Raw genomic sequence first — 19,271 nt, 5'->3', positions numbered from 1 at the left:
CGTACAGGCGCGGCCGGGGCTCACTCCCCTTCCGCGCCCAGCGCCACCGCCTCGGCGACCTCGGCGGTGCGCGCCGCCTCCTCGGCGGCGAAGCGCTCGGCGTCCAGCTTCTCGGCCAGCTCCTCGTCCTGGGCCATGAGCAGATCCAGGCTGGTGTCGCCCATCTCCAGGACGCCGAGGTCCACATAGGCGCGTTGCAGGCGCTCGCCCCACAGGCCGATGTCCTTCACGCACGGCACGATGCGGCTGAAGAGCAGCTTGCGGAACAGGTGCAGGAAGGAGGACTGCTCGGTGATCTCGGCGGCCTCCTTGCGCGGGATGCCGAAGTTCTCCAGCACCTCCAGGCCGCGCAGCCGGTCGCGCATCAAGTAGCAGCCCTCGATGACGAATTCCTCGCGCTCGCGCAGCTCGGCGTCGCTCAGCTGCCGGTAGTAGTCGCGCAGCGCCATCCGCCCGAAGGCCACGTGCCGGGCCTCGTCCTGCATGATGTAGGCCAGGATCTGCTTCGGCAGCGGCTTGTGGGTGGTGTCGCGGATCATGCCGAAGGCGGCCAGCGCCAGGCCCTCGATAAGCACCTGCATGCCAAGGTAGGGCATGTCCCAGCGGGAGTCCTTGAGGGTGTCGCCCAGCAGGGCCTGGAGGTTGTCGTTGATCGGGTAGAGCATCCCGATCTTTTCCTTCAGGAAGCGGCTGTAGATCTCGGCGTGCCGCGCCTCGTCCATGGTCTGGGTCGCGGAGTAGAACTTCGCGTCCATGTCGGGCACGGACTCCACGATCCGTGCCGCGCACACCATCGCGCCCTGCTCGCCGTGCAGGAACTGGCTGAACTGCCAGGCGCTGTAGTGCTGTCGCATCTCTCCGCGCTGCCCGGCGGTGAACTTGTCCCAGTATTTCGTGCCGTACAGGGCCATCGACTCGTCCGGGGTGCCGAGCGGGTCGAACGGGTCGACCTCCAGGTCCCAGTCGATGCGCGTATGGGCGTCCCACTGCTTGTCCTTGCCTCTTTGGTACAGGGCCAGCAGCCGCTCGCGCCCGTCGTCGTACTCCCAGTTGAAGCGGGCGGCGCCGCTCGCGGGCACCTCCCAGCGGGGCTCCTTGGGGCCGTTGGCGTACAGATCGAGGACCGGCATGGACGCCTCCTTGGGTCGATGTCACGTCAAACCCCGGGCCGGGGGCGGTCGTTGGCAGGCTCACACGTCACTTACCAGCGGGTCAATAACTCGTGCGCAGGGGATTGACGTCCTTACTGACACGCAGTCTCATAAGATGTGACCGCGGGTAACCCACTAGCGAGGTAACCACAGCCATGACGACCGCGACGACCCAGCACACCGCCCTGCGGGACGCGCTCGGGCTGCTCAAGGACCGGGAGCAGGTGGCCGAGCGGCTGCTCGAATCCTCCGCCAGGCACTCCTTCGACCCGGACACGGAGCTCGACTGGGACGCCCCCGCCGAAGAGGGCAAGTGGTACTGGCCCCCCGAGCTCCTCTCCCTCTACGACACTCCCCTGTGGCACCGCATGTCGCAGGAGCAGCGCATCGAACTCTCCCGGCACGAGGCCGCGTCGCTGGCCTCGCTGGGCATCTGGTTCGAGATCATCCTGATGCAGCTGCTGGTACGGCACATCTACGACAAGCCGCTGACCAGCGCGCACGTGCGGTACGCGCTCACCGAGATCGCGGACGAGTGCCGGCACTCCAAGATGTTCGCGCGCATGATCCACAAGGGCGGGGCGCCCGAGTACCCCGTCTCGCGCCTGAACCACAACCTCGCCCGCATCCTCAAGACCGTCTCCACCACGCCCGGTTCGTTCGCCTGCACCCTGCTGGGCGAGGAGATCCTGGACTGGATGCAGCGGCTGACCTTCCCCGACGAGCGGGTGCAGACCATCGTGCGCGGTGTGACCCGTATCCACGTCGTGGAGGAGGCCCGCCATGTGCGCTACGCCCGCGAGGAGCTGCGCCGCCAGATGATCACCGCGCCTTTGTGGGAGCGGGAGTTGACCCGCCTCAGCTGCGGCGAGGCGGCCCGCGTCTTTTCCATCGCCTTCGTCAACCCGCAGGTCTACACGAACGTCGGCCTGGACAGGCGCGAGGCGATGGCCCAGGTCAAGGCCAGCGGCCACCGCCGCGAGGTGATGCAGTCCGGCGCCAAGCGGCTCACCGACTTCCTGGACGAGATCGGTGTGATGCGCGGGGCGGGCCGCAGGCTCTGGAAGAGCTCGGGGCTGCTGGCGTAGCGGGTGCTCCGCGAACACCTGGTCCAGGCCTGCCCGCCGGACCGTACACCCGGCCGGTTACGCTGCTGTTCATGAACGGCAGCGGCACCGCCCCAGCAGTCCCCCGCCCGGCGTACCGGCGGCTCAGCGTCCAGGAGCGGCGCTCCCAGCTCATCACCGCGGCGCTCGGTCAGTTCTCCCACCGCCCGCCCGAGGACGTCTCGTTGGACGATGTCGCCAGCGCCGCCGAGGTCTCGCGGCCGCTGGTCTACCGCTACTTCCCGGGCGGCAAACAGCAGTTGTACGAGGCGGCGCTGCGCAGCGCCGCCGACATATTGGAGCGCTGCTTCGCCGAGCCCGAAACCGGGCCGCTCACCCAGCGCCTGGGCAACGCCCTGGACCGCTATCTGGCCTTCGTCGACGAGCACGACACCGGCTTCACGGCGCTGCTCCAGGGCGGCAGCGTCGTCGAGACGGCGCGCACCAGCGCGATCGTGGACGAGGTACGGCGCGCGGCCGCCGGGCAGATCCTGCTCCACCTGGGCGTCGCCGAGCCGGGCCCGCGGCTGCGGATGACGATCCGTACCTGGATCACCGCCGTCGAGGCCGCCTCCCTGATCTGGCTGGACGAGTCGCCCTCCCGCGAGGAGCGCCACCCCGCCCCCCGGGAGCTGCGCGACTGGCTGGTGGACCACTTCGTCGCGCTGCTGACCGCGACCGCCGCCACCGATCCGCAGACCGCGAAGGCCGCCAGGGCCGCGCTGGCCATGGAGCGCGCCGACGGCCCGGCCGGCCTGCTGGCCCGGCGCATCCTGCCCGTCGTCAGCGACGCCGCGCACCTGCTGTGACCTGCGGGCTCCCTTTTCGCGGGGCCCGAGGAAGCACAATGTGACACTGGTGGGGTGAGAAGCGAGAACACCCCGTTCGTCGGCGGGCCGCTGGACGGACGCGTGCTGCCGGTGCTCGTCGGTGCCACCGGCCAGCCGCCGAAGACCTACGAGATCCCGGTCCCCAACGACGACGGGCGCCCCCCGACGGTGCACGTCTACCGCCGGGAGCCCGGGCGGGTGGGGCGGCTGGGGCTGCCACGGGGCTGGAAGTACGCCTACGCCCCCGAGGGCGAGCCCTCCCGCGGCCCCAAGTGGCCCTGGAGGAAGCGCCGTTGACGGACGCCACCGCTCTCTCTTCTTTCGCCCATCTTTGTTCCAACTCTGGTCCGGACCATTGACAGCACTGGTCTAGGCCTGTTTGCTGCCTGGCCAGGGGGAGCCGTCCCCGCGCCTCCCTGGCAGGCCCCACACCCCGCAGGGACGGCCCCTCCATCCATCGACACGCATGTACGCCCCCTCCGTACCGCCGTCGACAAGGAGCCCCCCATGCGCCGTCGCCTGCCCCGCCACAGACGCCCCCTGCTGACCGCCCTCGCGGCCGCCGCGGCCCTGGCCGCCGCCGCGCTGCCGGCCTCCCCCGCCCAGGCCCGCCCCTCGGCCCTTCCCGACCACGCCCTGGTCGGCTATCTGCACACCAGCTTCGCCAACGGCTCCGGCTACACGCGCCTGGCGGACGTCCCCGACAGCTGGGACATCATCGACCTCGCCTTCGGCGAACCCACCTCCGCCACCTCGGGCGACATCCGCTTCTCGCTGTGCCCCGCCTCCCAGTGCCCGGGGGTGGAGAGCGAGGAGGAGTTCAAGGCGGCGGTCAAGGCCAAGCAGGCGGCCGGCAAGAAGGTGCTGATCTCCATCGGCGGCCAGAACGGACAGGTCCAGCTGACCACCACCACGGCCCGCGACGCCTTCGTCCGCTCGGTCGGCGCGATCATCGACCGCTACGGGCTCGACGGGCTGGACATCGACTTCGAGGGCCACTCGCTGTCCCTGGCCAAGGGCGACACCGACTTCAAGAACCCCAAGACCCCCTCGATCGTCCACCTCATCTCGGCCGTCAGGGCCCTCAAGGCCAAGTACGGCGCGGGCTTCACGCTCACCATGGCCCCGGAGACCTTCTTCGTCCAACTCGGCTACCAGTACTACGGGTCGGGCCCCTGGGGCGGCCAGGACCCGCGCGCCGGCGCCTACCTCCCCGTCATCCACGCCCTGCGCGAGGACCTGACCCTGCTGCACGTCCAGGACTACAACTCCGGCCCGATCATGGGCCTGGACGACCGCTACCACTCCATGGGCGGCGCCGACTTCCACATCGCCATGACCGACATGCTGCTGACCGGCTTCCCCGTCGCGGGCAACAGGGCCGACCTCTTCCCGCCGCTGCCGCCCGAGAAGGTCGCCATCGGCCTGCCCGCCTCCTCGCACGCGGGCAACGGCCACACCCCGCCCGCCGAGGTGAACAAGGCGCTGGACTGCCTCACCAGGAAGACCCGCTGCGGCGACTACGCCACCCACGGCACCTGGCCCGCGCTGCGCGGCCTGATGACCTGGTCGGTGAACTGGGACCGCTTCGGCGGCTGGGAGTTCCAGAAGAACTTCGACACGTACTTCGGGACCTGAGACACCCTCACCCGCCCCTCCCGGCAAGGCCCCAGGGGGCGTCACCGGGGCCGAACGGGTGACCCTGTTGCCCCGCTTCGCCCACTCCCCCGGCGAAGATACGACCGCCGTGGCACGATCCGAACCGTCTGAAGGTCGGCGCGGTTGTCGGAGGTGGGTCGGTGTCGGGACGTTTTCCACGGTCGGTGTGCACGGTGGCCCTACTGAGCGCGGTCGCGCTGGCGGTGCCCTCGCCCGCCGCGCTGGCAGCCCCCGCCGACCCCGCGCCCGCCGTACCGCTGAGCCGGCTGCTGCAGCGGCTCCAGGAGCTGTACCGCACGGCGGAGGAGGCCACCGAGGCGTACAACGCCACCGAGGAGGACCTCAAGGCGGCGCAGAAGCAGTCGGAGGAACTCAACTCCCGCCTGGCCAGGGCCCGTACACGGCTCGCCGACGGGCAGGCGGACGCCGGGCGGCTGGCCCGTATGCAGTACCAGGGCGCGGGTTCGGCCGCGCTCTCCTCCTACCTGCGCCTCCTGCTCGCCAAGGACCCGCAGGAGGCGATGGACCAGGGGCATCTGCTCAAGGAGGCGGCCGAGGACCAGGCCGCCACCGTCGCCCGGCTCAAGGGCGGCGCCAAGCAGGCCGGGGTGCTGGCCAAGCAGGCGCGGGCCGCGCTGGACAACCAGCAGGCGCTCAGCGACCGGCGCAAGAAGCAGCGTGACGCGGTGGAGGCGCAGCTCAAGCAGGTCGAGGCGATGCTGGCCTCGCTCTCGGACGAGCAGCTGGCCGAGCTGAGCCGGCTGGAGCAGCAGGACATGGACGCGGCCCAGCGCGCGCTGCTGGCCTCCGGCGCGCTCAGCGGCGCGCGGGCGCCGTCCTCCAGCGGCGACCGGGCCATCTCCTACGGCCTGGAGCAGGTCGGCAAGCCGTACGTGTGGGGCGCGGAGGGGCCCCACTCCTTCGACTGCTCGGGGCTGACCTCCCAGGCCTGGTCGCACGCCGGGCGGGCGATCCCGCGCACCAGCCAGGAGCAGTGGAAGCGGCTGCCGCGGGTGCCGCTGCACCAGCTGCGCCCCGGCGACCTGGTGATCTACTTCCCCGGCGCGACGCATGTGGCGATGTACCTCGGCGACGGCATGGTGGTCCAGGCCCCCCGCCCCGGCGCCAAGGTGAAGGTCTCCCCCATCGCGGCCAACCCCCTGCTGGGCGCCGTACGCCCCGACGTCGGCGACCGCGCCCTGCGCTCGTACGTCCCACCGAAACTGCCGCGCGGCGCCGTGGCGGGCTCCGACACGGGCTACAGCTCGGCGGCGGCGCCGGGCCGCTGACCGGGGCTGCGCCCCGGGCCCCTCGCCGGGTGCGGGGGCACGACCGGGCGGGCACCACTGCCACCCGCAAAGGTGGCACCAGTGGGATGGTGCCCGCCCCGGCCGCCGGATGATCATCGATCCCCTGACCGACTGTCCAGGGGAGGACCGATGTTCACAGCCCGAAAGCGCCGGACGGCGCGCACCGTCGGCGGCGCGCTGACGCTGGCGTTCGCGGCCACGGCACTGCCGGCGACGGCGCACGCCGCGCCCACCGCGCCACCGCCCCCGGCCCGCTACACGCACCAGAGGCTCAGCTGGCACCCCTGCGCGGGCGCATCGGCGCTGGAGTGCGCCGAGATGACCGTGCCGCGCGACTGGCACCGCCCGCAGGCGGGCAAGGACCTCACCATCGCCGTGTCCCGGCACCGGGCCACCGTCCCCGGACGGCGCCAGGGCGTGCTGATGACGGCCGCAGGGGGGCCGGGCGGCAAGGGCCTGCTGCGGCCCAAGGACTTCGCCGAGCGGTCCCCCGCCGTTGCCGCCGCCTACGACGTCGTCAGCTTCGACCAGCGCGGGACCGGCGAGAGCACCCGGCCGGCGTGCGAGAGCGAGCAGGAGTTCGCGGACTTCTTCGCCGGTGACCACCGCGACCGCTCGCCCTCGGCGATCCGCCGCGTAGTGGACCGCTCCCGGCACTACGTCCGCGCCTGTCAGCGGCGCAGCGGGGATCTGCTGCCGTACCTCACCACCGAACAGACGGTGCGGGACATGGACCTGTACCGCTCGCTCCTGGGCGAGAAGAAGATCGCCTATTACGGGGCGTCCTACGCGACGATGATCGGCGCCTACTACGCGAGCGTGTTCCCCGAGCGCGTGAACCGCCTCGTCCTGGACAGCAACATCGCCTTCGCCGGGACCTGGGAGGAGCACGAGAAGGGCCAGCCGCGCAGCTTCCAGCGCCGCTTCGAGCAGGACTTCCTGCCCTGGCTGGCCAAGAACGACGCGGTCTACCACTACGGCCGCACCCCCGCTAAGACCAAGGCCACCTGGGAGCGGCGGCGGGCCGCGCTGAGCGCACACCCGCAGGACATCGGCCCCAAGAAGGTCGACGCCGACCAGCTGGACAGCAGCACGATGAAGGCGATCTACAAGGCCGGGGAGGGCTTCGCCCCGCTGGCGACGGCGCTGTCGGCGCTGGAGCACTGGGACCGTGCGACGCCAAAGGAGAAGGCCACGGCGAACATGGTCTTCCAGGGCTACCTGACGGCCGGCTTCGCCGCCGAGTACTTCGCGGTCACCTGCAACGACACCCCCTGGGCCCGGGACATGGACCACTGGGTGCGCCACTCCGCCGAGGACGCCGCGGCCCATCCGCTGGTCGGCGCGCGGGAGTTGGCGTTCGCCTCGGTGTGCGCCGCCTGGCCGCCCTCGGGCGCGCCGCGGGTGAGGGTGACCGGCAAGGGCCTGCCGGCCACCCTCATGCTCAACTCGCTGCACGACCCGACGACGTACTACGAAGGCGCGCTGCGGGCCCACCAGAAGCTGCGGGGCTCGCGGCTGGTCACCGTGGCGGGCGGCGACCACGGCACGTACCGCGACGGCAGCCCCTGCGTGGACGGCATCGTGGACCGCTATCTGCTGACCGGCCGGGCCCCGGCGCACGACACGGCGTGCGGCACCGGGGCGGCCGGGAGCCAAGGAACCGTCACTGCGTGAGCGAGGCGAGGTAGGCGGCCGTCTTCTCCGGCTCGTAGAAGAAGTTCTCGAAGTCACCCGGGTCGTTGAAGCCGTTGGCGAACCGGTCGGCCGCGGGCTGGAGTTGACCGGCCGCGCCGATGAGGTTCAGTACGTGCTCCGGCGGCGGGGAGAGCATGGCGTTGGTCCACTTGGTGACGTACTGGGCGGTGTTCCAGTAGCGGTCGAAGGCCGACTGCATCCACGCGGCGTCGAAGGGCGCGTCGCCGTGGCCGACGATCGAGGAGAGGTAGGAAGCGGCGCACTTGGCGGCGGAGTTGGAACCCTGCCCGGTGATCGGGTCGTTGGCGACCACGACGTCGGCGACGCCCAGTACCAGGCCGCCGGAGGGGAGGCGGCCGATGGGGTTGCGCACGGTGGGGGCGTAGCGCCCGGCCAGCGTGCCGTTGGCGTCGGTGAGTTCGACCTTGGTGGCGCGCGCGTACTCCCAGGGCAGGAACTTCTCCAGCAGCTCCAGGGTCGTGGCCAGGTGCTCGTTGGGGTCCTTGATGCCCTGGAAGACGTCCAGCGGGCCGCCGGGCACGCCCTCCCAGAAGAGGATGTCGGCCCGGCCGGAGGTGGTGAGGGTGGGCATCACGAACAGCTCGCCCACGCCGGGTACGAGGTTGCAGCGCACCGCGTCGAACTCGGGGTGCTCGGGCCGCGGGCCCAGGCCGTGCACATAGGCGACCGACAGGGCGCGCTGCGGGGCGTCGAAGGGCGAACGGGCCGCGTCCCGGCCGAACATGGACACCAGCTCGCCCTTGCCCGCCGCCACCATCGTCAGGTCGTAGCGGCTGGCGAAGAAGTCCAGGTCGGAGACGGCGGCGCCGTGGATGACGAGCTGGCCGCCGCGCTGCGCGAAGGTCTCCATCCAGCCGGCCATCTTCACCCGCTGGTCCACGGACTGGGCGTAGCCGCTGAGCTTGCCGCACCAGTCCACCGCGCGGGAGGAGTCGGGGGCTGCCACCGAGACGCCCAGGCCCTCGATGCGCGGGGCCTGGCTCTCCCAGAAGTTGATCTGCAGATCGCGCTCGTGCTGGAGAGCGGTGTGGAACATGCACTGCGTGGACATGACCCGGCCGGAGCGGATCTCGTCGGCGGTGCGGTTGGACATGAGGGTGACCTCGTAGCCCTTGGACTGCAGCCCGAGGGCGAGCTGGAGGCCGGACTGGCCGGCTCCGACGATGAGTATCTTCCGCATGGTTGTGCTCTCTTTTCCCTGGTACGGAGGGGGGCGGCAGGCTATTCGGGGGTCGCGTCCAGGGCGTGCCCGACGAGTTCGAGGAGCGACTCTATGACCGTGATCCGCTTGCGCGCGTCCATCACCACGACGGGCACATGGGCCGGCACGGACAGCGCGTCGCGCACATCCGCCACGTCGTAGCGCTCGGTCCCCTCGAAGTGGTTGACCGCGACGATGTACGGCAGCCCGCAGCTCTCGAAGTAGTCCAGCGCGGGGAAACAGTCCTCCAGGCGCCGGGTGTCGGCCATCACGACCGCGCCGATCGCACCGCGCACCAGGTCGTCCCACATGAACCAGAAACGCTTCTGCCCGGGCGTGCCGAACAGATAGAGCACCAGGTCGGACTCCAGCGTGATCCGCCCGAAGTCCATCGCGACCGTGGTCGTGGTCTTCTCCGGCGTCGCCGAGAGGTCGTCGGTGCCCTCGCTCGCCTGCGTCATCACCGCTTCGGTCTGCAGCGGGGTGATCTCGGAGACCGAGCCGACGAAGGTCGTCTTGCCGACGCCGAAGCCGCCCGCCACCACGATCTTGGTGGCGATGGGGGCGCGCGTACGGTCCATCTGCCAGCTCTGCAGCCCTTCCTCGGCAGCCGTCTCCCCCGGGCCCGCCACACCGTCCGTCGCGCGCACGCCCGTTGGGGCCGAGGCGCCCGAGGACGTGCCGAACAGCGATTCCGTATCAGAGCCTGCGAAGTCCACCCAGCACCCTTTCCAGCAGCGCGCGGTCGGGCCGGCCGGTGCCGTGACCGGTGCCGTAGACCCGTATCTTTCCCTGGTCGGCGAGGTCGCTGAGCAGCACCCGCACCACGCCGAGCGGCATCTTGAGCAGCGCGGATATCTCCGCGACCGAGCGCATCCTGCGGCACAGCTCGACGATCGCCCGCATTTCCGGCATCACCCGCTCGCCCCAGTTGCCGGACGTGAGCTCGCGGCGCTCCTCGGGGGCGTCCAGCGCCGCCACGAAGGTCTCCACGAGCAGCACATGGCCGAAGCGGGTCCGGCCGCCGGTGAGGGAGTACGGGCGCACGCGCGAGGGTTTGCGGTCCCCGCCGCGTATCGGAAGTTTGGACGCGGGGCTGCTGCTCACTGGGCACTCTCCATGGATTTGCGCAGCTCACTGCGGAGTTCGGGGGTCAGGACATGGCCGGCCCGGCCCACGAAGAGCGCCATGTGGTAGGCGATGACGCTCATGTCGCAGTCGGGTGTGGCGTGCACACCGAGCAGCGAGCCGTCGCTGATCGCCGTCACGAACAGCGAGCCCTCGTCCATCGCGACCATGGTCTGCTTGACCGCTCCGCCGTCCATCAGCTGCGCCGCGCCGCAGGTCAGGCTGCCCAGGCCGGAGACGATGGTGGCGAGGTCCGCGCTGGACCCCCGGGGCCCGCCCTCCTGGCCGGCCGCGGCGGCGGCCTGCTCCACCCGCTCGGGGTCGGAGGACAGCAGCAGCAGTCCGTCGGAGGAGACGACGGCGACCGAGCGGATGCCCGGCACCTCCTCGACCAGGTTGGTCAGCAGCCAGTGCAGATTGCGTGCCTGGCTGCTCAGTCCGTAAGCGGTGGGCGCTTGCGCCTTCAATCGCGTGCCTCCTCGACAACGTGTCTCTCTCCCGGCGCCCCCGCTCCGTCGGTGTCCGTCTGTGGGTCGGTCTGCTGTGGGGTGGACGGCCCCCCGTGCGACGTGCTCTGCCCGGTCACTTCGCCCGTACGCCCGGCGATCTCGGCCTCGACGTCGCGGCGGCCCTTGCGGGCGCCCGACTGGAAGCCGCCGAGCCTGCGCCGCAGTTCCTCCGCGTCCACGCCGCCGGCCCTGCGCGGCGCCACGGCCTGCCGCTGGGGTACGAGCCGGGGCGTGCGCTTGGGCAGGGGGGCGGCGCGGCGCGCGGCGCCCGCGGCCTCGTCGGCGGGCGGCTCGGTGCCGGCGCCGGAGGGCGAGGCGGGTGGCGCCGTGGCGCCGTGGGCGTGCGCGCGTATGCCGCCGGGCGCCTCGTCCTGCTCGCCCGCGCCCGCCGCCTCCCGCGACGGCTCGCGCGTGCCCGTGGGTGCGTCCGCAGCCGTGGCGTGGGCGTCCACGGGCGTGCCCGGCATCCGCCGCGCGGGCAGCCCGGCGGGCGGGCGTACCCCCTCCTGCGGGCGGGCGTGCCGCCCGGCGGGGGGCGTATCGAGCCCTGCGGAGCCGGCGGCGGGCCGGGTGTGCTCGCCGGGTGCGGGCTCACCCGTGTGGTCGGTGCCGGGTGCGTACGGCCCCAAGGACAGCGGCCCGTACGCGTCCGGCTCCGGCTCGTCCAAGGGCTGCGCGCCCAGTCCCGCGGCGTCGATGGCCCGCTCGGCGGCGGCCACGAAGGGGTCGGCCTGCGCGGGGTCGGCGGGGTACGGGATCGCGGCGGGCGGCAGCGCGTCGGCGGGCACGGCGTCGGCCGGGCCGGGGTCGGCGGGTCCGGCCTCGTACCCGCCCGTTCCCTGAGCGCCCGCTGCGGGCCCGGCGCTCTCGACGAGGGCGCCGCTGCCCGGCTCCACGCGGACCGTACGGATGGGCAGCGTGTTGGAGTTGGCCTCCGCCACCGAGCCGGGCAGGGTCTGCGGGGCCAGGCGCTCGCCGGGAACGGCGGCCGGGTCCGCGGCGGGTGCCGGGCGGGTGGGCAGGATGGCGGCGGGCAGCACGACGACGGCCGTGATGCCGCCCTGCTGCTGGTCGCGCAGCTGGACGCGGACGCCGTGCCGGGCGGCCAGCCGCACCACGACGTACAGGCCCAGGCCCAGCGCGTCCTCGGCGCTGCCCAGGGTGTCGGAGGCGGCGGAGGCGGCCGGGTCCGCGAGACGGGCGTTCAGCTCCGCCAGGCGGTCGGGGGTCATCCCGATGCCCTCGTCCTGGACGGAGAGCATCAGCTCGCCGCTCTCCAGCAGCCAGCCCGACAGCTCGACATGGGCGTCGGGCGGGGAGAAGGCCGTGGCGTTCTCCAGGAGTTCGGCCAGCAGGTGGCTGATGTCGTCGGCGGCGAACCCGGCGACCTGGGAGTGCGGCGGCAGCGACTGGATGCGCACGCGCTCGTAGCGCTCGATCTCGCTCATGGCGGCGCGCAGCACGTCCAGCAGCGCCACCGGTCCCGAGTGGCTGGTGCCGTGCTCGGCGCCCGCGAGCACCAGCATGTTCTCGCTGTTGCGGCGCATCCGCGCGGCGAAGTGGTCGAGCTTGAAGAGGGTTTCCAGGCGCTCGGGGTCCTGCTCGCGCTCCTCCAGCGACTCGATGACGGTCAGCTGCCGCTCGACCAGGCCCAGGGTGCGCAGCGAGAGGTTGACGAAGCGGCCGTGCACGCCGGTGCGCAGCGCGGCCAGCCGCTCGGTGAGTTCGGCGCTCTCCTTGCGCAGCGCGGTGCGCTCCTCCTGGAGCACCTCGCGCTCGGCGACCAGCCGCTGGCGGCCGCCCACCAGGCGGGTGCGCTCGCCCTCCAGTTCGGCGGCGCGGCGGCTCAACTGGCCGGCCTTTGCGTGGAGTTCGTTGACGTACCGGACGGTTTCGGCGTATTCGTCGTCGCGGCCCTTGAAGGAGACGGGCGCCTCGGCGGCCGGGTCGGCACACACCCGCCGGGCGCCGAGCCGCAGCACGGCCAGCGGCCGGGTCATGGAGCGGGCGGCCCCGACGCTGATGCCGACGGCGAGCAGCAGGCAGACGGCGAGCAGCGCGATACGGATCTCCAGCGCGCTCACGTCGTCGTCGCGCAGCGTGCCCAGGCGCTCGATGTCGGCGGTGGCCATGGAGGACTCGACGCTGCGCATCAGGGCCAGCCGGGAGGTGAGCGTGGTGCGCACCCGGTCCTGGCTCAAGGTCAGGTCCGCCGCGTCCAGGCGCGGCTGGTCGGTCAGGCGGGCCAGGTAGCGCTCGGCGGCGGTGACATCCGTGCCGTTGACGGTGCGTACGTAGCGCTCGCGGGCCTCGGGCCCGGCGTCCTGCTCGAAGTCGGCGAGGGCGGCCTGTTCGCGTACCGAGGCCTTCTGGGCGGCGGCGGTCAGCTGGGGCTGCGGGCCGCCGCCGGCCAGCGCGGCCAGCAGCCGGCCGCGGGCGGCGGAGGCCTGGTCGGTGGCGCGGCCCAGGGCGGGCAGCGCGCGGACGTCGGGGGCGATGGCGTCGGCGCGGGCGGGCAGGCCGCGCGCGATGTCCTCGCCTATGGCGCCCAGCGCCTGGACGGCCTGGGTGTACGCCTCGAAGATCTCGGTGGTCTGGCCCTGTCCGGACAGCGCCTTCTGGCGGACCTGGGGCAGGGCGTTGAGGAGTTTCTCGGCGGCGGCGTAGGCGGGGGTGGCGCCGGAGGCGTCGTGCGACTCGGCGCGCAGTTCGCCGATCTGACGGTCCACCCGGGCGCGCTGGGAGCGCAGCGAGCCCTCGTCGGCGCCCGCCGTCCGCCCGGCCGCGGCCTTGACGGCGTGCTCGGCCACCGCGTCGCGCTCGTCGGCCAGGGAGTGGGACAGGGACACGGCGCGGGCGTTCAACTCGGCGAGGTCGACCAGCCGCTGGGAGTCGTGGAGGTCCTGCACGGACGAGACGACGGCGGGGGCTCCGGCGCCCAGGACGGCGACGGCGACCACGGCGACCGCGCCCACCAGGCGGTTGCGCACGCGTGCGCGGGCCCGCGGCACGGGCGCGCCGGCAGGGGAACCGGCATGGGAAGGGGCATGGGAAGGGGCATGGGAAGGGGCACCCGAAGGATCCGGACCCGTAGCCGAACCGGCCGGTGTCACCGGCTCCACCGCGCCGCCCCGAAGCCGCTTCTTCCGCACCGCTGCTCGCAATCCTGTCTCGCCTGCCCACGCCGTGGCCTTGCGGACCCGGCCCGTCCCCCGCCCCTTGCCCGCGGGCGGGCCCGCGCGCGGAGCGGTGGTGGAAACAGCCCGGTAGTACGCGTCGCGACGAGTGCCTTGGCCCCACCCCATGATCCGGACAACGACCATTCCACCGGCGCCGCGCAGCGGCTCGGCAACGCATGCCCGGCCACTCGAATGAGTGAACATCAATCGGAAGTTGACCATCAACTTCCGTCCCGGCCCGCAACCCCGTGCAACCCCCGCACGGGTTTGGAGAACCGTACGCCTCCTGGAAAGATGCGCGCCCGCACCTTCCCGGGGCCCCCGAGCGGCCGCCACGCGCACTCGTAGGCCGCCTCGCGCGAATCGAAACCCGCCCCCGCGCCCGGACCGTGCCATCCGCTCCGCGCCCACCGGATGTTTCCGGCCACTGCGGCAGACTTGATCCCATGCGCGTCGAACTGGCCACCGAGCCCGGATCCCCCCAACGCCCCAATGAGGACTACGCGTCCGTGGCCGTACCTGCGTCGGGCCGGGGCGGGGTCCTGGTCCTGCTGGACGGCGTGACCCCGCCGGAGGGTGACTACGGATGCGTGCACGGCGTGCCGTGGTTCACCGCCCGGCTCGGCGGCGCGCTGCTCGAACTGTCCGGTTCACTCCGGGATATGACGCTCCCTGAGATCCTGTCGGCCGCCATCTCCCGTACGGCGGACGCCCACCGCGCCACCTGTGACCTTTCTCACCTCCGCACTCCCCAGGCAACCGTTGTCCTCGCGCGCTGGTCCGGGGGGTCGCTGGAGTACCTGGTGCTGTCCGACTCCACCCTCCTGATCGAGGAGGCCGACGGCACGGTCACCCCGGTCCTGGACTCCCGCCTGGACGAACTGCCGCCCTGGGTAGGGGACCGGCGCGCGGCGGTACGGGCGCTGCCGCAGGGCTCGCCGGAACGGGCCGCCGCCGCCCGGGAGTACGGACGCGCGGTGGAGTTGCTGCGCAACGCCGAGGGCGGCTTCTTCACCGCCGCCGCCGACCCGTCGGTGGCGGCGCGCGCCGTCACCGGCACCCGCCCGCTGTCCGGCCTGCGCTCCCTGGCCGCGCTCACCGACGGCGCCGCCCGCTGGGTCGAGGTCTTCGGCGAGGGCACCTGGACCGACTGCGTCGCCCTCCTGCGCAAGGAGGGCCCCCAGTTCCTCATCGACCGCGTCCGCGCCGCCGAGTCGGCCGACCCCGACGGCACGGCCTTCAGGCGCGGCAAGTGCCACGACGACGCGGCCGTGGTGTTCGTGGCGCCGTGAGAGCCGCGGGGCACTGCCCCTCGTCGCCCCTCGTCACCCCTCGTCGGTGTCCTGTTCGCCGTTCAACCGGTGCAGCAGCCGGGCCAGTTCGGCCACCTCCTGACGGTCCCAGGCGGCCAGACTGCGGGCGTAGCGGGCGCGGCGGGCGGTGCGTACGCGCGTGAAGCGGTCGCGGCCCTCGTCGGTGAGGCGGACCAGTACGGCCCGGCCGTCGGCGGGGTCCGGGTCGCGGTCGATCAGACCGAGCTCGCACAGCGCGCGCAGCTGCCGGCTCATCGTGGCCTTGCCGACGCCGAAGTACCCGGCCAGCTCGGTGGCCCGCTGCTGCCCGGCGTCGGCCAGGCGCATCAGGAGGCCGTACGCCGCCGGCTCCAGGTCGGGGTGCACCTCGCGGGCCAGCTCGCCCGACGAGGCGCGGGCGCGGCGCAGAAAGACCGCCAGCTCCCGCTCCAGGGACAGGAACACCTGGTCCACACCACTGGGCCCGCCCGCCGTCGCCATGCCGTCGGCTCCGGTGTTGTGCACGTCAGCGCCCTTTCCTGGTTTTCGGACCGTTTTCTTTCCCGACCGTGAAAGTTTCCTTCGGCCGCGGCCGAAGCCGCAGCTCGTCCAGTATTTCGCAGGATTAGACCAACGGCAGCCTCCCGGCCCCCTTTTGCCACGGCGGTCTACGCGCGTACCGTCATGGCTGACATGGTCACACCAACATCGGTCGCCGCGGTCACCCAGGCGCGGCGCCGGTCATGACATGTCGGCAGATCCCCCCTCAGGTCATTCACCGAGATCCTCGGAGGCACGCAATGCCCGTGCACAGATCCGGCTCGGCCCGCCGCCCGCGCCCCCTGGCAGCCGCCGCGGGAGCGCTCCTGGCGGCTCTCTCCCTCGTCCTGGGCCTGTCCGGCCCGTCCTTCGCCGCGGCCTCCAAGAGGGCGCCCGAGCCGGCCCACCCCCACCTCGACTGGGCCGGCTCGCAGATCGCCCGTCATGAAGGAGCGGCGCCGGGCCCGACGCCACCGCCGCTCGCGGCCTCCGTCGAGGGCGTGGACGTCTCCAGCCACCAGGGCAACGTCGCCTGGCAGACACTGTGGAACTCCGGCGTGCGCTTCGCCTACGTCAAGGCGACGGAGTCCACCAGCTACCGCAACCCCTCCTTCGCCCAGCAGTACAACGGCTCGTACAACGTCGGCATGATCCGCGGGGCGTACCACTTCGCGACGCCCGACACCTCCAGCGGCGCCGCCCAGGCCAACTACTTCGTCGACCACGGCGGCGGCTGGTCGCGCGACGGCAGGACCCTGCCGGGCGCGCTCGACATGGAGTACAACCCCTACGGCTCGGTCTGCTACGGCATGAGCGCGAGCGGCCTGGTCAACTGGATGAAGGACTTCTTCGCCACCTACAAGGCGCGCACCGGCCGCGACGCCGTCATCTACACCTCCACCAACTGGTGGAAGCAGTGCACCGGCAACTACTCCGGCTTCGGCTCGGTCAACCCGCTGTGGATCCCCCGCTACGGCTCCTCGGTCGGCGAACTCCCGGCGGGCTGGGGCTTCCACACCATCTGGCAGTACACCTCCACGGGCCCGACGGTGGGCGACCACAACCGCTTCAACGGCGCCTACGACCGCCTCCAGGCGCTCGCCAACGGGTGAGCCGGCCGGACGGGCGCGGCGGGGCCCCGGCACGAGTCGTGCCGGGGCCTTGCCGCGGGCGGCTCACGCCGCGACCGGGACCTCCGCGACGGCGGGCGTCAGCGCCAGCTCCAGCACCTGGCGCACATCGGCCACCGGGTGGACCTCGAGCTTGTGGAGGATCTCGGCGGGGACGTCGTCCAGGTCCGGCTCGTTGCGCTTGGGAATGATCACGGTGGTGATCCCGGCGCGGTGGGCGGCGAGCAGCTTCTGCTTGACGCCCCCGACGGGCAGCACCCGCCCGGTCAGCGACACCTCGCCGGTCATCGCCACCTCCGGCCGCACCTGGCGCCCGCTGAGCAGCGAGGCCAGCGCGGTCGTCATCGTGACGCCCGCGCTCGGGCCGTCCTTGGGGACCGCGCCCGCCGGTACGTGCAGATGGACGCCGCGCTCCTTCAAGTCGCCGACCGGCAGCTCCAGTTCGGCGCCGTGCGAGCGCAGGAAGGAGAGCGCGATGTGCGCGGACTCCTTCATCACGTCGCCGAGCTGGCCGGTGAGCTGGAGCCCCGAGGCGCCGGTCTCCGGGTCGGCGAGCGAGGCCTCCACGTACAGCACGTCGCCGCCCGCTCCGGTGACGGCGAGGCCGGTGACCACGCCGGGCACGGCCGTGCGCCGCTCGGCCGGGTCCTGCGCCGACTCGGGTACGTGGTGCGGCCGCCCGATCAGGGCGCGCAGATCGTCCTCGCCGACCGCGAACGGCAGCTCCCGCTCGCCCAGTTCGTGCTGGGCGGCGACCTTGCGCAGCAGCCGGGCGACGGACCGCTCCAGGTTGCGCACGCCCGCCTCGCGGGTGTACTCGCCCGCCAGCTTGCGCAGCGCGCCCTCCCCGAGCGTGACCTCGCCCGCCTCCAGGCCCGCGCGGTCCAGCTGCCGGGGCAGCAGGTGGTCGCGGGCGATGGTGACCTTCTCGTCCTCGGTGTAGCCGTCCAGGCGGACCAGCTCCATGCGGTCCAGCAGCGGCTCCGGGATGGCCTCCAGGACGTTGGCGGTGGCCAGGAAGACCACGTCGGACAGGTCCAGTTCGACCTCCAGGTAGTGGTCCCTGAAGGTGTGGTTCTGGGCCGGGTCCAGGACCTCCAGCAGGGCGGCCGCCGGGTCGCCGCGGAAGTCGGAGCCCACCTTGTCGATCTCGTCCAGCAGGACGACGGGGTTCATGGACCCGGCTTCCTTGACCGCGCGGACGATCCGGCCGGGCAGCGCGCCCACGTAGGTGCGCCGGTGGCCGCGGATCTCCGCCTCGTCCCGTACGCCGCCGAGCGCGACGCGGACGAACCTGCGGCCCATCGCGCGGGCCACGGACTCGCCGAGCGAGGTCTTGCCGACGCCGGGCGGACCCACCAGCGCGAGCACCGCGCCCCCGCGCCGCCCGCCGACCAGGCCGAGGCCGCGCTCCGTGCGCCGCTTCCTGACCGCCAGGTACTCGGTGATCCGCTCCTTGACGTCGTCCAGGCCCGCGTGGTCCGCGTCCAGGACCTCCCGGGCGCCGGCGATGTCGTAGGAGTCCTCGGTGCGCTCGTTCCAGGGGAGTTCCAGGACGGTGTCCAGCCAGGTGCGGATCCATGAGCCCTCGGGGCTCTGGTCGCTGGACCGCTCCAGCTTGTCGACCTCCTTCAGGGCGGCCTTGCGCACGTCCTCGGGCAGGTCGGCGGCCTCGACGCGGGCGCGGTAGTCCCCGCCCTCGTCCTCCGGGTCGCCATTGAGGTCGGCCAGCTCCTTGCGCACGGCCTCCAGCTGGCGCCGCAGCAGGAACTCGCGCTGCTGCTTGTCGACGCCCTCCTGGACGTCCTTGGCGATGGACTCGGCCACGTCCTGCTCGGCGAGGTGCTCGCGCAGCTGCTCGGTGGCGAGCCGGAGCCGGGCCACCGGGTCGGCCGTCTCCAGCAGCTCGACCTTCTGCGCGACGCTCAAGAACGGCGAGTAGCCGGAGTTGTCGGCGAGCTGGGAGACGTCGTCGATCTGCTGGACGCGGTCCACGACCTGCCAGGCGCCGCGCTTCTTGAGCCAGCTGGTGGCCAGCGCCTTGTACTCCTTGACCAGTTCGGCCACCGCGCCGGGCAGGCCCACCGTCCCGTCGGACGTGACGGGGGCCGCCTCCTCGACGGCGGTGCCCTCCACCCACAGGGCGGCACCCGGCCCGGTCGTCCCGGAGCCGATCTTCACCCGGCCCAGACCGCGGATCAGCGCCCCGGGATCGCCGTCGGAGAGCCTGCCGACCTGCTCGATACGGCCGAGCGTGCCGGTGCCCGCGTACGTGCCCTCCACCCGCGGCACCAGCAGCACCCGTGGCTTGTCACCCGGCGACGCGGCGGCCTGTGCGGCCTCCACCGCGGCGCGCACCTCGGGATCGGACAGGTCCAGCGGCACGACCATCCCCGGCAGGACGACCTCGTCGTCCAGGGGCAGCACGGGCAGAGTGAGCGGTACGGACGTCGAAGCCATGATCTCCCCTTCGGCATGCAAGTTGAGCTGTACCCACTCAATGCTGCTGAGCCCTCT

16 protein-coding genes are annotated in these 19,271 nt (G+C 72.6%); 8 read left to right on the top strand and 8 right to left on the bottom strand.

Features of this window, described 5'->3' with window-relative positions:
• Positions 1 to 20: 20 nt before the first annotated feature.
• On the bottom strand, positions 21 to 1,130 hold the full coding sequence (locus AC4IJH_RS08235) for a ferritin-like domain-containing protein (RefSeq protein WP_490850891.1): 1,110 nt from the start codon (positions 1,128 to 1,130) through the stop codon (positions 21 to 23).
• A 176-nt stretch (positions 1,131 to 1,306) separates the two neighbouring features.
• Between AC4IJH_RS08235 and AC4IJH_RS08230 the strand changes: the two genes are divergently transcribed.
• The 6 genes from AC4IJH_RS08230 to AC4IJH_RS08205 all read left to right on the top strand — a co-directional run bounded on the left by AC4IJH_RS08230 (position 1,307) and on the right by AC4IJH_RS08205 (position 7,733).
• Complete coding sequence (locus tag AC4IJH_RS08230) at positions 1,307 to 2,239, top strand: AurF N-oxygenase family protein (RefSeq protein WP_490850890.1); 933 nt, start codon at positions 1,307 to 1,309, stop codon at positions 2,237 to 2,239.
• 71 nt (positions 2,240 to 2,310) lie between these two features.
• Positions 2,311 to 3,066 (top strand): TetR/AcrR family transcriptional regulator, encoded by a 756-nt coding sequence (locus tag AC4IJH_RS08225; RefSeq protein WP_490850889.1) that lies wholly within the window; start codon positions 2,311 to 2,313, stop codon positions 3,064 to 3,066.
• Between the two features lie 54 nt (positions 3,067 to 3,120).
• Complete coding sequence (locus AC4IJH_RS08220) at positions 3,121 to 3,384, top strand: DUF8847 domain-containing protein (protein ID WP_490850888.1); 264 nt, start codon at positions 3,121 to 3,123, stop codon at positions 3,382 to 3,384.
• Positions 3,385 to 3,594: 210 nt separating this feature from the next.
• A complete protein-coding gene (locus AC4IJH_RS08215) occupies positions 3,595 to 4,725 on the top strand; it encodes a chitinase (RefSeq protein ID WP_490850887.1) in 1,131 nt (376 codons plus the stop codon).
• A gap of 194 nt (positions 4,726 to 4,919) precedes the next feature.
• On the top strand, positions 4,920 to 6,035 hold the full coding sequence (locus tag AC4IJH_RS08210) for a C40 family peptidase (protein WP_490850886.1): 1,116 nt from the start codon (positions 4,920 to 4,922) through the stop codon (positions 6,033 to 6,035).
• Positions 6,036 to 6,185: 150 nt separating this feature from the next.
• Positions 6,186 to 7,733: an alpha/beta hydrolase gene (locus AC4IJH_RS08205; protein WP_490850885.1), complete on the top strand. Its 1,548-nt coding sequence runs from the start codon at positions 6,186 to 6,188 to the stop codon at positions 7,731 to 7,733.
• Here AC4IJH_RS08205 and AC4IJH_RS08200 read toward each other — a convergent pair.
• From AC4IJH_RS08200 to AC4IJH_RS08180, 5 genes are read right to left on the bottom strand one after another with little or no spacing between them, the layout of a single operon-like run.
• Positions 7,723 to 8,955 (bottom strand): styrene monooxygenase/indole monooxygenase family protein, encoded by a 1,233-nt coding sequence (locus AC4IJH_RS08200; protein ID WP_490850884.1) that lies wholly within the window; start codon positions 8,953 to 8,955, stop codon positions 7,723 to 7,725. The genes AC4IJH_RS08205 and AC4IJH_RS08200 overlap by 11 nt on opposite strands.
• A gap of 41 nt (positions 8,956 to 8,996) precedes the next feature.
• Positions 8,997 to 9,695, bottom strand: coding sequence for a GTP-binding protein (locus AC4IJH_RS08195; RefSeq protein ID WP_490850883.1), 699 nt, complete (start codon positions 9,693 to 9,695; stop codon positions 8,997 to 8,999).
• Positions 9,676 to 10,083 carry a DUF742 domain-containing protein gene (locus AC4IJH_RS08190; RefSeq protein ID WP_490850882.1) on the bottom strand — a complete coding sequence of 136 codons (408 nt, stop codon included), beginning with the start codon at positions 10,081 to 10,083 and terminating at the stop codon, positions 9,676 to 9,678. Before AC4IJH_RS08190 ends, AC4IJH_RS08195 begins: the two co-directional genes overlap by 20 nt.
• Positions 10,080 to 10,571, bottom strand: a complete 492-nt coding sequence (locus AC4IJH_RS08185) for a roadblock/LC7 domain-containing protein (RefSeq protein WP_490850881.1) — start codon at positions 10,569 to 10,571, stop codon at positions 10,080 to 10,082. The genes AC4IJH_RS08190 and AC4IJH_RS08185 overlap by 4 nt, the downstream gene beginning before the upstream one ends.
• Positions 10,568 to 13,603 (bottom strand): sensor histidine kinase, encoded by a 3,036-nt coding sequence (locus AC4IJH_RS08180; protein WP_490850880.1) that lies wholly within the window; start codon positions 13,601 to 13,603, stop codon positions 10,568 to 10,570. The genes AC4IJH_RS08185 and AC4IJH_RS08180 overlap by 4 nt, the downstream gene beginning before the upstream one ends.
• 635 nt (positions 13,604 to 14,238) lie before the next feature.
• Here AC4IJH_RS08180 and AC4IJH_RS08175 point away from each other — a divergent pair.
• Complete coding sequence (locus AC4IJH_RS08175; RefSeq protein ID WP_490850879.1) at positions 14,239 to 15,084, top strand: hypothetical protein; 846 nt, start codon at positions 14,239 to 14,241, stop codon at positions 15,082 to 15,084.
• Positions 15,085 to 15,117: 33 nt separating this feature from the next.
• Here AC4IJH_RS08175 and AC4IJH_RS08170 read toward each other — a convergent pair whose 3' ends face one another.
• The gene (locus AC4IJH_RS08170; RefSeq protein ID WP_490850878.1) at positions 15,118 to 15,609 is read right to left on the bottom strand and encodes a MarR family winged helix-turn-helix transcriptional regulator; all 492 of its coding nucleotides are present in this window, start codon (positions 15,607 to 15,609) and stop codon (positions 15,118 to 15,120) included.
• Positions 15,610 to 15,884: 275 nt separating this feature from the next.
• Here AC4IJH_RS08170 and AC4IJH_RS08165 point away from each other — a divergent pair, with 275 nt between their 5' ends.
• Entirely contained in the window at positions 15,885 to 16,736 is an 852-nt protein-coding gene (locus tag AC4IJH_RS08165; RefSeq protein WP_490850877.1) for a lysozyme, read from the top strand.
• A gap of 63 nt (positions 16,737 to 16,799) precedes the next feature.
• On the opposite strand, the gene lon is transcribed toward AC4IJH_RS08165, so the two are convergent.
• Positions 16,800 to 19,214 (bottom strand): endopeptidase La, encoded by a 2,415-nt coding sequence (lon, locus tag AC4IJH_RS08160; protein WP_490850876.1) that lies wholly within the window; start codon positions 19,212 to 19,214, stop codon positions 16,800 to 16,802.
• Positions 19,215 to 19,271 lie beyond the last annotated feature (57 nt).

The sequence above is a fragment of the Streptomyces sp. UF-297 genome (assembly GCF_058245575.1).
This window is presented reverse-complemented; position numbering and strand designations above follow the sequence as displayed.